We start from the raw sequence: 12867 nt of genomic DNA on the forward strand, positions 1-12867 counted from the left end.
GTCGTGTCTGCAACGATCCGCGCCATCGGTACCGCCGTCCCGCAGACGACGCTCGGACAGTCCGCCGTCCGTGACCTCTTCCGGAGCCAGACGGACACGACCCGGCTGGCGCAGCGGCTCATCGGTGCGGCGTTCGACGGCTCCGCCGTGGACACACGGCACACCGTCCTCCCCGAACTCGACCCGGATGCGGACGCCGGCGCCTTCCGCGACGTCGAAGGTGCGTTGGTCTCCCCGTCGACCGGATCGCGGAACGATGCCTACCGTGTGCTCGCCCCGCCGCTCTTCGTCGCGTCCGCCCGCGATGCGCTCACCCGCGCGGGCGCTGCGCCGGCCTCGATCACCCACGTCGTGACGGTGTCCTGCACGGGCTTCACGCAGCCCGGACCCGACCTGGACATCGTCGAGCAGCTCGGCCTCCGCCCGTCCGTGTTCCGGCAGCACATCGGGTTCATGGGCTGCTGCGCGGCGTTCCCGGCGCTCCGGATCGCCGCGGCGTTCGTCGACGCCGATCCCGACGCGGTGGTGCTGGTCGTCTGCGCCGAGCTCTGCACGCTCCACGTCCGGACCTCGGACGACCCGGACCAGATCGTGTCGAACAGCGTCTTCGGTGACGGCGCGGCGGCGGCCGTGGTGGCCGCCGACGGACCGGGCCTCCGGATCGCCGACTTCGCGACCAGCGTCGTGTCCGAGGGCGCCGGGGACATGGCGTGGAACATCGGCGACGAGGGCTTCGAGATGGTGCTCTCCACCGCCGTCCCGAAGCTCATCGGGCAGCACGCCGGGGCCGCCGTCGCCCCGCTGCTCGGCGACGCGCCGGCGACCTCCGTACCGACCTGGGCCGTGCACCCCGGTGGCCGGGCGATCCTCGACCGGACGCAGGAGGCACTCGGGTTGCCCGACGACGCCCTCACCGCGAGCCGGACGGTCCTCCGGGAGCACGGGAACATGTCGAGCGCGACGGTGTTGTTCGTGCTCGCCGAGGCGCTCGGGAACGGCCTCGAGGACGGCGATCCGGTCATGGCCCTCGCGTTCGGTCCCGGACTCACCGTCGAGTGCGCCCGCCTGACGGTGACGGCGCCCGTGAGCACAGCAGCGCCGGCGCAGCCGGGCGAGACGCGGTCCGGCGAAGCGCTGACCGCGGGAGCGCCGACCGGAGGAGCGCCGACCGGTGGAGCGCCGGACGGTGCGGCCCCGACCGCCGCGGTCGCCACCGGCGCCCGCGCGACCGCGGGCCGGTCGTGAGCCGGCGCGACGGCGCCGCGCCGCGCCTCCGGGTCGACCTCTCGGTCCGTGACGTCGCGCTGCGCGAACTCATGGACGACCCCGATTGCGACCCCCGCGTGCTGGACCGGACCTTCCGGCGGTTCGCCGTCGTGAACGCCCTCGTGAGCGGCTGGCGGACGGTCTGGCGGACGCACGTGATGCCCGCGTTGCCGCCGTCCGGCCGGGGTCGCGTGCTCGACCTCGGATGCGGCGGCGGGGACCTCGCCCGCGCGCTCGTCCGGTGGGCCGCGAGCGACGGCTTCGACGTCGAGGTCGTCGGGATCGACCCCGATCCGCGAGCGATCGCCGCCGCCGACCGGTCGCGGCTGCGGGGTGCGACGTTCCGCGAGCAGTCCAGCGGCGACCTCGTCGCGGCCGGCGAGCGCTTCGACGTGGTGGTCTCGAACCACGTCCTGCACCACCTCGCCGACGACGAGCGCCCGGCCTTCCTCGCCGACTCCGAACGGCTCGCCGCATCGCGGGTCGTGCACTCCGACATCCGACGCTCGCGCAGCGCCTACCGCTCGTACGCGCTGGCCTCGCCCCTCGTCGCCGCGGGCACCTTCGTGCGGGTCGACGGCCTCCGGTCCATCCGCCGGAGCTTCACGGTCGACGAACTCCGTCGCGTGCTCCCCGCTGGCTGGGCCGCCGAGGCTGCTTCCCCGCACCGGGTGCTCGCCGTCCGGGACACGTGATCCGTTCGCGTCGGGCGCCTTCGGCCGGGCGGCGGCGGACGATCCGCTAGCGTCGGCACATGGCCGATCGTCCGCACCGCGTGGCCGTCCTCGTGCTGCCCGGTGCGAAGCCCCTCGACGTCGGGATCCCGGCGCAGGTGTTCTCGAACCGCCCGAGCATGCCGTACGAGGTCCGGGTCTGCGGGCCGCGGGCGGGCACGGTGCGGGGCGGGGACGGGCTCTCGTACGCCGTCGGCCGCGGCCTCGAAGCCGTGGACTGGGCGCAGACCGTGTTCGTACCCGGCTACCGCTTCCCCGCCGACACCCCGCCGCCCGAGTCCGTCGTCCGCGCACTCCGGGGAGCACACGCGGCCGGGAAGCGCATCGCGGCGATCTCCACCGGGGCGTTCGCGCTCGCCGCGGCCGGGCTCCTCGACGGCCGACGGGCCACGACGCACTGGCACTACACGCGGGTCCTCCGCGACCGGTACCCCACGGTCGACGTCGACGAGGACGTGCTGTTCGTCGACGAGGGCAGCGTCCTGACGAGCGCGGGCGCGGCGAGCGGGATCGACCTCTGCCTGCACCTCGTCCGGCGGGACCACGGCGTCGGGCTCGCGAACCACGTCGCGCGACGCCTGGTCAGCGCTCCGCACCGCAGCGGCGGGCAGGCGCAGTACATCGAGCGCTCGGTCCCCTCACCCGCGGACACGACCTACGCTGCCACGCGGGACTGGGCGCTCCGGCACCTCGGCGATCCGCTGACCCTCGCCGACCTGGCCGCACACGCGGCGGTCTCGCCCCGGACCTTCTCGCGCCGCTTCGTCGAGGGGACCGGGTACACGCCGATGCAGTGGGTGCTGCGGGCTCGCATCGACCTCGCCCGAGAGCTCCTCGAACGGTCCGACCTGGCCGTCGACCAGGTGGCTGGCCGCGTGGGGTTCGGGACGGACGCGAACCTCCGGCTGCACTTCCGACGCGTGCTCGGGGTGACGCCGACGGCGTACCGGAGGACGTTCCGGCAGGAGTGACGATCTTGGCGAGATCCTTTCGCAAGACGGCGTGAGCGCCACTGGGGACAGGTCCCGCCGCCGATGAGCATGGAGGCCGAACGAAAGGAACACCATGACCCGCATCGGCATCAACGGCTTCGGCCGCATCGGACGCAACACCCTGCGCGCGCTCATCGCCCGTGGGACGACCGGCACGAGCAGCACGGACGATGACCGTCTCGAGGTCGTCGCCGTCAACGACCTCACCGCACCGGAGACCCTCGCGCACCTCTTCCGCTACGACTCCGCGCTCGGCCCGTTCGACGGGACCGTCGAGGTCGCCCACGACGACGGCACAGACTTCCTGGTGGTCGACGGGCACCGCATCCGCGTCCTCGCCGAGCGCGACCCGGCGGCACTGCCCTGGGGTGACCTCGGCGTCGACGTCGTCCTCGAGTCCACGGGCCGGTTCACGTCGCGGGAGGCCGCGGCACAGCACCTCGAAGCCGGCGCACGACGGGTGCTCATCAGCGCTCCGGCGACCGGCGCCGACGTGACGCTGGCGTACGGCGTGAACACCGACGCGTTCGACCCGCAGGAGCACACCGTGGTGTCCAACGCGTCCTGCACGACGAACGCGCTCGCGCCGCTCGCTTCGGTCCTCGACGACCTCGCCGGGATCGAGCACGGCTTCATGACGACCGTGCACGCCTACACGCAGGAGCAGAACCTGCAGGACGGCCCGCACCGGGACCTGCGCCGGGCCCGCGCTGCCGCGGTGAACATCGCACCCACCACCACCGGCGCGGCGAAGGCCATCGGTCTGGTGCTCCCGCGGCTCGACGGGAAGCTCTCCGGCGACGCGATCCGTGTGCCCGTGCCCGTCGGGTCGATCGTGGAGCTCAACACGGTCGTCGGGCGGGACGTCACCGTCGACGAGGTCAACGCGGCCTACCGCGCCGCCGCCGGAGGAGCGCTCGCCGGGGTGCTCGCGTACACGAGCGACCCGATCGTGTCGACGGACGTCCAGCAGAACCCGGCGTCGAGCATCTTCGACTCGCTCCTCACCCGGGTCGACGGTGGCCGGCACGTCAAGGTGGTCGCCTGGTACGACAACGAGTGGGGGTTCTCGAACCGGGTGGTCGACACGCTCGGCCTCCTCGGGCGCGCGGTCGCGACCGCCGCGTAGCGGGAGCGGCCGCCGCGCGGTTGCGCCGCTGGCTGCGCCACCGTCTAGCGGTAGCGGCCGCCGCGAGGCGCCGCGGCGCGGCCGCGCTGCTGGCTGCGCCACGCCAGCCGAGACTCGGCCCCGCGGACAGTTTCGCGGGCGGGACGTCGCGAAACTGTCCGCGCAGACGAGACTCGGGCTCAGCGACGACCCTCGTGCCCAGGAGCGCGAGGCACGTCGCTCCTCACGAGACTCGCCGCGCTGCGCACGAGACCCAGCGCGCACACGACGGACGGGAGGCCCGTGGCGGCGCCGCCACGGGCCTCCCGTCCGTCCGGTGGTGCGGTCAGACGATCGGCGCGGCCGTCGACGCGAACTCCCGGCCGAGGACCGCTGCCCGGTACCGGTCCAGCGCTTCCGGCCCGGCCCCGACCGACTCGAGCGCCGCGAGCCCCGCACCGAGCACCGGCGGCGCCGTGACCCACGTCGGCACCGCCCCCGGCACCCGTTCGGCGAACCCGGCGACGACCGGCTCGACGAGCAGCGGGTGGCGTGCTGCGAGGACCCCGCCGCCGAGCACGATGGGCGCCGGGGCGTCCACACCGCCGAGGCCGAGCCGCTCGAGCGCGACCGATGCCATGAGCACGATCTCCTCCGCCTGTCGTTCGACCACCGACCGGGCGACGGCGTCACCGTCGCCCGCGACGTCGAACAGGACCGGGCAGAGCCGACCGACGGCTCCGGGGTCGAGGCGTCCGAAGTGCAGGGCCTCGGTCACCTCCCGCACGGAACGGAACCCGAGCGACCGCGGGACCGCGTCGACGAGGGCGGTGGCCGGGCCGCGGCCGTCGTCGGCGCGGGCGGCGTGCCACAGTGCCCGGTTGCCGAGGTACGCGCCGCCGCCCCAGTCACCCGAGACGTCGCCGATCGCCGGGTAGCGGATGGTCGCGCCGTCGGCCCGGACGGCGAGGGCGTTGATGCCCGTGCCGCAGACGAGCGCCGCGGCGTCGGGGGAGAGCGTCCCCGCGCGGAGCAGGGCGAACAGGTCGTTGTCGAGGACGTCCGGTGCTCCGCCGTCCTCCGACCAGTGGGCGAGTGCTGCCTCGGCCGCGACGAGTTCGTCGTGCAGGTCGAGCCCGGCGAGGTAGACGTGCGTCGTCCTGACCTCGCGGGTGCCGATCTCGTCGAGCACGGCAGCCCGGACCTCGTCGAGCACCGGTCCGACGGCGGCCCAACCCCGGGTCTGCGGGTTCGACCCCGGCCCGCGAGCGTGGGCGACCAACGACCCGTCGAGGCCGATCGCGACGACGTCGGTCTTGCTGCCGCCACCGTCCACGGCGAGCACGACGTCGTCGGAGCCGCCCGAGCCCGTCGCCACGCGGACCACGCCGTCCGCGGTCGTCATCGTGCCCCCGCGAGCGTGGTGCCGTGGGCCGCCCCGCCCACGGTGCCGCCGGCCCACGGGATCAGGTCGGCGTTGGCGGCGAGCAGCAGGTCGGTCAGCCGCTGGGCCTTGTCGACCTGCCCGACGAGCGGGTGCGCCCACATCGCCCGGAGCACGCGGTCGCGCCCTCCGTGCACCGCGGCCTCGAGGGCGAGCCGCTCGTAGCCGGCGACGTGCGCGACGAGGCCCGCCATGTCGGGATCGAGCGGTGCGACCGGCAGCGGCGTGATCGCCTGTCGGGTGACGCGGGCGGGCACCTCGATGACGTGGTCGTCGGGGAGGAACGGGAACGTGCCGTCGTTCCGCACGTTGAGGACCTGCACGTCGCCGCGGTCGCCGAGGATCGAGGAGAGCACGTCGATCGCGGCCTCCGAGTAGTACGCCCCGCCGCGCTGTTCGAGCTCGGCCGGCTTCGTCACGACGGACTCGTCGGCGTACTTCGCGAGCAGTGCGCGTTCCGTGTCCATGACGGCCTCCGCACGGGTGCGCTCGTGGAGCTGCTCCTCGAGCACGACGTCGTGGGAGGCGAAGTAGCGGAGGTAGTACGAGGGCACCGCGTGCTGCAGCCGGATGAGGTCTGCGGGCATGTGCACGCTCTCCGCCATCCGGTCGAGCGCCCCGGTGTCGGCGGCGAGGAGTTCCGGCAGGACGTCGCGTTCCGTCCCGTCGTCCGAGCGGACGTGCACGCCACGCTCCCACGTCAGGTGGTTCAGGCCGACGTGGTCGAGCCGGACCGCCTCGGGGGCGACGGCGAACTCGCGGGCGAAACGGCGCTGGAACCCGATCGCGACGTTGCAGAGCCCGACCGCGCGGTGCCCGGCCTCGAGCAGCGCGCGGGTGACGATGCCGACGGGGTTCGTGAAGTCCACGATCCAGGCGTCCGGCTTCGCGTGCTGCCGGACCAGCTCCGCGTACTCCAGCACGACGGGCACGGTCCGGAGCGCCTTCGCGAACCCGCCGGGCCCCGTGGTCTCCTGGCCGATGCAGCACGCCTCGTGCGGCCAGGTCTCGTCCTGCTGCCGAGCCGCCTGTCCGCCGATCCGGAGTTGGAACATGACCGCGTCGGCGTCCGACACCCCGGCGACCACGTCGTCCGTGACGTGGACGGTGCCCGGGTGCCCGGCGTGCGCGAACATCCGCTGCGCCACACCGCCGACGAGGCGCCGGCGCTCGGGATCGGGGTCGACGAGCCAGAGCTCGTCGATCGGCAGCTGGTCGCGGAGCCGGGCGAAGCCGTCCACGAGTTCGGGGGTGTAGGTGGATCCGCCACCGATGACCGTGAGTTTCACTGTGGTGCTATCCCTTCACGCCGGTGAGCGCGATGCCCTCGACGAATGCCTTCTGTGCGAAGAAGAAGATGACGACGACCGGGACCATGACGACGACGGTCATCGCCATCGTCATCGACCAGTCGGTGCCGTGCTGACCGCGGAACGTGGCGAGCCCGTACGCCACCGGCCACGCGGCCTGGTTCTCGGACGCGTAGAGCAGCGGTCCGTAGTAGTCGTTCCACGAGTGGAAGAACATGAAGATCGCCGCGGACGCGATGCCCGGCCGTGCCATCGGGACGACGACCCGCGCGAGCACGCCCCACTCGCTGCAGCCGTCCATGCGGGCAGCGTCGCCGTACTCCTTCGGGATCGTCAGGAAGAACTGGCGGAGCAGGAAGATGCTGAACGCGTCGCCGAGCAGGTTCGGCAGGATCAGCGGCCAGAGCGTCCCGGTGAGGTGCAGCTCGGACCACATCACGTAGACCGGCACGGCGGTGACCTGCGGTGGCAGGAGCATCGCCACGATGATGATCGTGAAGATCGCGTTCGCACCTCGGAACCGGATCTGCGCGAGGGCGTACGCCGCGGGGACGGAGCTCACGAGCATGAACGCGGTCGCGAGGACGGCGTACAGCGCCGAGTTGCCGAACCACTGCGCGAGGGGCAGCTCGGTGAACACCCGGCCGTAGTTCGCGAGGTCGAACGGCTTCGGGATGATCGACGCCGTCAGCGCCTGGTTGCTCGACATGAGCGACGTCAGCACGACGAACACGATCGGTGCGATCGTCACGACGCCGAGCGCCACGAGGGCGGCGTGCTCGGCGATCCAGACGAGCAGGCTCCGACGCGGGCCACGGGCGGCGCCGCCGGGGGCGGCGCCGCGTGGTGCCCGTGCGAGCGGGGACTGGGACACGGCGGTCATCAGGACTCCTCGGGCCGGAAGACGGAGATGCGGCGCATCGTGAACACGAGGACGACCGCGGTGACCACGAACAGGACGACGGCCATCGCGGACGCGTAGCCGAACTGGAAGTTCGCGAAGCCGTGCTGGTACAGCAGCTCGGTGTAGGTCAGCAGCGAGGTGCCCGGGTACCCGAGCTGCGCCGCCGTCCCCCCGCCGATCGTGGCCTTGCCGGACGCGACCCCGGAGGCGACCGCCGCCTCGGTGAAGTACTGCAGCGCCGCGATCACCCCCGTGACGACCGCGAACCCGATCACCGGCGCGATCGTCGGCAGGGTGATGTGGCGCACCTGCTGCGGGCCGTTCGCGCCGTCGAGCGACGCGGCCTCGTAGAGGTCACGCGGCACGTCGAGCAGCGCCGCCAGGAAGATGATCATGATGTCGCCCATGACCCAGACGCCCATGATGACGAGTGACGGCTTCGACCACGCCGGGTCGTTGAACCACAGCGGCCCGTCGATGCCGAAGACCCGGAGGATCTGGTTCACCGGACCCGTGCCGGGGTTGAACAGGAACACGAACGCGACGACGCTCGCGACGGGCGGCACGAGGGCCGGCAGGTAGAACAGGGTCCGCCAGAACCCGGTGGCGGCCTTCGCTCGGCTGAGCAGTCCGGCCACGAGGAGTGCGCACACGATGCGCACCGGGACGAGGATCACCACGAACCAGATCGTGTTCACGACCGCTGCGCCGATCTGCGGGTCCTGCGTGAACAGGAACCGGTAGTTGAGCAGTCCGACGAACTGGGGCTCCTGCAGCTGGTTGTACCGCGTGAACGAGTAGACGATCGACGCGACGAGGGGGTAGGCGAAGAAGACGACGAGCCCGAGGAGCGCCGGGGCGAGCATCGTCAGGGCGACGATGCGACGCCGGGCCTCGGCGCTGCGGCGCCGACCCGAGCCGTTCCGACGGCAGGGACGCGTGGTGCGGCCCGCGGGGTCGGAGACCTGCCGCGTCGGGGAGGCGGGCCGGGAGGCGCGGGTGGGCCGCGCCTCCAGGCTGTCCGTTCCGGGGGTGGTGACGTCGGTCATCACGGACCCGCCAGCTGGTTCGCGTTGTCGATGTCCTGGTCGAGCTGCTGCAGCTTCTGGTCGAGGTTCCCGCCGTTCTCCTGGTACGCCTGCCAGAACTTCGTGAACGTGCCGATGTAGGCGGCACCGTCCGCGGTGCCGGGCGAGGTCATCGTGTCCTTGTTGCCGGCGACGTCGACGAAGGTCTTGTAGTTCTCGTCGACCTCCAGCTTCGGTGACTCGAGCGCCGAGGTGATCGTCGGGATGTTCTTCAGCCCGTTCGCCATCGTGACCTGCGCATCGGTGTTCGTCGACAGGTACTTCAGGAGCGCCCAGGCGAGTTCGGGGTGCTTCGAGCCCTTGGCGATGCCCGCGACGTTGCCCGCGATGTACGTCGAGCCGTAGTTGCCGAGTCCGTCCATCACCGGCGTCGGTGCGGTCCCGTAGTCGAGATCGGGCTTCTGATCCTTGATGAACGCCGTGCGGTACTCGCCGTCGATCTGCATCGCGACCTGGCCGGTCTGGAACGCGTTGTCGGCGGCGAACTCCTGCCCGAGGCCGGACGTGAAGGCCTTGAGCTTGTCGTAGCCGATCGCGTCGACGAAGTCCTTCTGCCAGGTGATCAACTTCTTCCAGGCGGCCGAGGTGCCGATCACGCTGTTGCCCTTGCTGTCCAACCAGCGGCCGTCGACCATCGGCGCCCAGTGCTCGGGGGAGTTCTCGTAGAAGTCGATCAGCGGGTTGAAGCCGAGCTGCTTGATCGAGCCGTCGGCGTTGTAGGTCGTGAGCTTGAGCGCGTCGGACTTCAGCTCGTCGAGGGTCTTCGGCGGCGCGGTGATACCCGCCTTCTCGAGCAGCGGCTTGTTGTACATGAGCGCGCTGACGTCCGCGAGTGCCGGGAGGGTGCAGCGCTTGCCCTTGTACTCGGTGTAGGAACGCACCGCCTTGGGGATGTCGGACAGGTTCACCTTGTCCCGGTCGATGTACGGCGTCAGGTCGCGGAAGGCTCCGGACGAGCAGAAGCTCCCGACGATGGCGGTCGAGTAGGACAGCCCGACGTCGATGTTCTGGCCCGACGAGATCGCCTTCTGCAGCTTCTCGTCGTCCTGTCCGGCGTGGATGTCCACCGTGACGCCGGGGTTCGCCTTCTCGAACCCGTCGACGGCGCTCTGCACGACGCCGGCTTCACGACCGGTGAAGAAGTGCCAGAGGGAGACGGTGCCCTTGAGCTCCTTCGGCGCGGTCTTGTCGATGCTCTCGGCGCTCGAGCCCGAACTGCAGCCCGCGATGACGAGCGCACCGGTGGCGGCGACGGCGGTCGCGGCGACGATCCGCCGGATCCTGGGACTGGGGAGTGACATGTGGGACTCGCTCTCTGCTCTCGCTCCGGCGGAGCCCGTTTCCGGGCGCGCCGAAGAGCCCTGGGACAGGGCCGGGTGGTGGTGCCTCGAGTGGTGCGGGTGGGGTGGTGCTGGTCAGGTGCGCTCGACGGGGGCCGGCGCATCGTCACTGATGCGGTCGACCCGGCCGGCGAGCGTGGAGCGCACCACGTCGATGAGGACGTGACGCGCACCGTGCAGGACGGGGGTGTCGGGGACACCGGGCGCGACGACGGCCGTGGACCAGCGGGTGCGGGTCCGGAGCCAGGCGGTCACGGCGGTGGCCAGGGCGGGACCGCCTGCGATGCCGGTCGGGCCGTGGAGGACGACCGTCTCGGGATCGGCGACGGCGAGTGCGGGGAGCACGTTGTGCCCGATGCGCTCGCCGAGGGCGGTCGTGAAGGGGTGCTGCTCGGGGAGCCCGGGCAGCTGGAGGAGCACGTCGCGCCAGTCGGCAGGCGAGCCGTCCGGTGCGGTGATCCCGTGTTCGGCGGCCAGTGCGGTGATCGCGGACTCTGAGATGAGGTCCGCAATGATCGTGGCCGTCGGGTCGATGGGGCGTGCGTCCGCGGGGACACCGAGGTAGCCGATCTCACCGGCGGCTCCGGAGGCGCCGGTGTGCAGGCGGCCGTCGAGGTCGAGCGCCATGCCCAGACCCTCGGCCATCCAGAACAGGGCGAAGGAGCCGACGGTGCGTCCGGCGCCCATGCTCCGCTCGGCGATCGCGGCGAGGTTGGCGTCGTTCTCGACGACGACCTGCACGCCGAGCTCGGCTGAGAGCGTCGCCGCGACGCGGTCGCGCGGCCAGCCGGGCAGTCCGTCGGTGAAGATCAGGGTGTCGGTGGTGTGGTCGACCGAGGCCTGGACCCCGACCGCGACCGCGGTGACGAGGTCCTCGTCGATGCCGGCCGCACCGGCGGCGCGCGCGATCGCCGCGGCCACGATGTGCGATCCGGGGCCGCGCATCTCCTCCGGCGTCATGGTGTGCGTGGCGACGGGGTAGGTCCGCCCGAGTGCGTCGACCACGGTGGACCGGACGTCGACGAGCTGGACGTCGACGGCCACCGCGAGGTCACGGTCGGTGATGGCCTCGTACACCGCGGCGCTCGGGCCCCGGCGGCCGGCCTGTGCCTCGGTGCCCGCGGCCCGGATGAGGTCGGCCGACTCGAGCCGGCGGATGATCTCGGCAGCGGTGGGCTTGCTCAGACCGGTGCGGCCGGCGATCTCGTTGCGGGTGAGGGGGCCCTCGTCGAGCAGCAGCTCGAGGGCCGCGCGGTCGTTGAGCACGCGCAGCAGTCCGGGCTGGCCGGGGGTGCGTCCGCGAGTGCTCATGCGAGGACTGTAACGGACAACCTTCTTTACTGAAAGGTTTGTTCACAGATCCGAAACACGGATTCCGTCCCGCGGAACGCGAGTGGCGGACGGACGGGAGGCACGGTGCGGACCCGCACCGTGCCTCCCGACCGGAACGCATCCGCGGAAGCGACGAGACGTCCGCTCGTCCCGGCGTCCGCAGCGCGGAAGCGACAGTGCAGCGCGGATTGTTCGTGGTGCTCTGTCGCTTTCGCGAAAGCGACAGAGCACGCCGCGCCGCGCCGCACCGCGCCGCGCTACGGGCGCAGCAGCACCTTGATCGCGCGGCGCTCGTCCATCGCCCGGTACGCCTCCGCGGCCTCGTCGAGCGGCAGCTCGAGGTCGAACACGCGGCCGGGGTTCATCGCGCCCGAGAGCACGTCGGGCAGCAGCTCGGGGATGTACGTCCGCGCCGGTGCCATGCCGCCCGCCACGGAGATGTTCGTGTCGAAGAGGTACCGCGTCCCGATCGTCGGCACCCCGTGCGGGACCCCGACGAAGCCGACCGCTCCACCGGGACGGACCGAGTGCAGGGCCTGGTCCATGCTCTCCTCGGTGCCGACGGCCTCCACCGCGGAGTCCGCCAGGTCGCCGCCGAGCAGCGCACGGATCGCGGCGACGCCCTCGGCGCCGCGCTCGGCGACGACGTCCGTCGCCCCGAACTCCCGCGCGAGCGCCTGCCGGTCCGCGTGGCGGCTCATCGCGATGATGCGCTCGGCGCCGAGTCGCTTCGACGCGAGCACCGCCGAGAGCCCGACGGCGCCGTCACCGACCACGACGACGGTGCGTCCGGGGCCGACCTGCGCCGACACGGCGGCGTGGTGCCCGGTGGAGAAGACGTCGGAGAGGGTGAGCAGCGACGGGACGAGCGCGGGGTCGACCGGACCCGGGACCTTCACGAGGGTGGCCGAGGCGTCCGGGATGCGCACGTACTCGGCCTGCGCACCGCCGACCGGGTGGCCGTAGGCGTCCGACCCGCCGAAGCCGGAGAGGTGCTCGCACCCGGTGGTCATGCCGTGACGGCAGGCCTGGCAGGTGCCGTCGTTCATCGTGAAGGGGGAGATGACGAAGTCGCCCTCGTGCAGGTCGGTGACCTCGTCGCCGACCGCCACCACGGTCCCGACGAGCTCGTGGCCGATGCCGTGCGGCTCCTTCGTCGCGGTCACGCCGCGGTACGGCCACAGGTCGGAGCCGCAGACGCACGCCGCGACGACCTGCACGACGACGTCCTCCGGGGTGATGATCGCGGGCTGGTCGCGCTCTTCGACACGGATGTCGTTCGGGGCGTGGATGATCGTTGCGCGCACGGGATGCCTTCCGTCGGGGTTGTGGGGTGCTCGGCCGGTCGA

The 12867-nt window shown here is 72.2% G+C and carries 11 protein-coding genes; 4 read left to right on the top strand and 7 right to left on the bottom strand.

Features of this window, described 5'->3' with window-relative positions:
* Positions 1–3 precede the first annotated feature (3 nt).
* From ABC270_RS06580 to gap, 4 genes are all read left to right on the top strand, one after another.
* The gene (locus tag ABC270_RS06580) at positions 4–1245 is read left to right on the top strand and encodes a type III polyketide synthase (RefSeq protein ID WP_412880045.1); all 1242 of its coding nucleotides are present in this window, start codon (positions 4–6) and stop codon (positions 1243–1245) included.
* Positions 1242–1961, top strand: a complete 720-nt coding sequence (locus ABC270_RS06585) for a methyltransferase domain-containing protein (RefSeq protein WP_412880046.1) — start codon at positions 1242–1244, stop codon at positions 1959–1961. Before ABC270_RS06580 ends, ABC270_RS06585 begins: the two co-directional genes overlap by 4 nt.
* Before the next feature lie 59 nt (positions 1962–2020).
* Positions 2021–2971, top strand: a complete 951-nt coding sequence (locus ABC270_RS06590; protein ID WP_412880047.1) for a GlxA family transcriptional regulator — start codon at positions 2021–2023, stop codon at positions 2969–2971.
* A gap of 94 nt (positions 2972–3065) precedes the next feature.
* Positions 3066–4121 carry a type I glyceraldehyde-3-phosphate dehydrogenase gene (gap, locus tag ABC270_RS06595; protein WP_412880048.1) on the top strand — a complete coding sequence of 352 codons (1056 nt, stop codon included), beginning with the start codon at positions 3066–3068 and terminating at the stop codon, positions 4119–4121.
* 325 nt (positions 4122–4446) lie between these two features.
* Here gap and ABC270_RS06600 read toward each other — a convergent pair whose 3' ends face one another.
* The 7 genes from ABC270_RS06600 to ABC270_RS06630 all read right to left on the bottom strand — a co-directional run bounded on the left by ABC270_RS06600 (position 4447) and on the right by ABC270_RS06630 (position 12825).
* The gene (locus tag ABC270_RS06600; RefSeq protein WP_412880049.1) at positions 4447–5505 is read right to left on the bottom strand and encodes an N-acetylglucosamine kinase; all 1059 of its coding nucleotides are present in this window, start codon (positions 5503–5505) and stop codon (positions 4447–4449) included.
* Positions 5502–6833, bottom strand: a complete 1332-nt coding sequence (locus ABC270_RS06605) for a 6-phospho-beta-glucosidase (protein WP_412880050.1) — start codon at positions 6831–6833, stop codon at positions 5502–5504. Before ABC270_RS06605 ends, ABC270_RS06600 begins: the two co-directional genes overlap by 4 nt.
* A gap of 7 nt (positions 6834–6840) precedes the next feature.
* Entirely contained in the window at positions 6841–7737 is an 897-nt protein-coding gene (locus tag ABC270_RS06610) for a carbohydrate ABC transporter permease (RefSeq protein ID WP_412880051.1), read from the bottom strand.
* Positions 7737–8807, bottom strand: coding sequence for a carbohydrate ABC transporter permease (locus tag ABC270_RS06615; protein WP_412880052.1), 1071 nt, complete (start codon positions 8805–8807; stop codon positions 7737–7739). The genes ABC270_RS06610 and ABC270_RS06615 overlap by 1 nt, the downstream gene beginning before the upstream one ends.
* The gene (locus tag ABC270_RS06620; protein WP_412880053.1) at positions 8807–10147 is read right to left on the bottom strand and encodes an extracellular solute-binding protein; all 1341 of its coding nucleotides are present in this window, start codon (positions 10145–10147) and stop codon (positions 8807–8809) included. Before ABC270_RS06620 ends, ABC270_RS06615 begins: the two co-directional genes overlap by 1 nt.
* Positions 10148–10261: 114 nt before the next feature.
* A complete protein-coding gene (locus ABC270_RS06625) occupies positions 10262–11497 on the bottom strand; it encodes an ROK family protein (RefSeq protein WP_412880054.1) in 1236 nt (411 codons plus the stop codon).
* Between the two features lie 278 nt (positions 11498–11775).
* Positions 11776–12825 carry a zinc-binding dehydrogenase gene (locus tag ABC270_RS06630; protein ID WP_412880055.1) on the bottom strand — a complete coding sequence of 350 codons (1050 nt, stop codon included), beginning with the start codon at positions 12823–12825 and terminating at the stop codon, positions 11776–11778.
* Positions 12826–12867 lie beyond the last annotated feature (42 nt).

The sequence above is a fragment of the Curtobacterium phoenicis genome (genome assembly GCF_047238015.1).
In the GTDB taxonomy this organism is placed as follows: domain Bacteria; phylum Actinomycetota; class Actinomycetes; order Actinomycetales; family Microbacteriaceae; genus Curtobacterium.

Excerpts from the sequence above, each read along its gene's own strand:
- ABC270_RS06590 (WP_412880047.1), top strand. The coding sequence starts at position 2,021 with ATGGCCGATCGTCCGCACCGCGTGGCCGTCCTCGTGCTGCCCGGTGCG.
- gap (WP_412880048.1), top strand. The coding sequence starts at position 3,066 with ATGACCCGCATCGGCATCAACGGCTTCGGCCGCATCGGACGCAACACC.
- ABC270_RS06600 (WP_412880049.1), bottom strand. The coding sequence starts at position 5,505 with ATGACGACCGCGGACGGCGTGGTCCGCGTGGCGACGGGCTCGGGCGGC.
- ABC270_RS06610 (WP_412880051.1), bottom strand. The coding sequence starts at position 7,737 with ATGACCGCCGTGTCCCAGTCCCCGCTCGCACGGGCACCACGCGGCGCC.
- ABC270_RS06615 (WP_412880052.1), bottom strand. The coding sequence starts at position 8,807 with ATGACCGACGTCACCACCCCCGGAACGGACAGCCTGGAGGCGCGGCCC.
- ABC270_RS06620 (WP_412880053.1), bottom strand. The coding sequence starts at position 10,147 with ATGTCACTCCCCAGTCCCAGGATCCGGCGGATCGTCGCCGCGACCGCC.
- ABC270_RS06625 (WP_412880054.1), bottom strand. The coding sequence starts at position 11,497 with ATGAGCACTCGCGGACGCACCCCCGGCCAGCCCGGACTGCTGCGCGTG.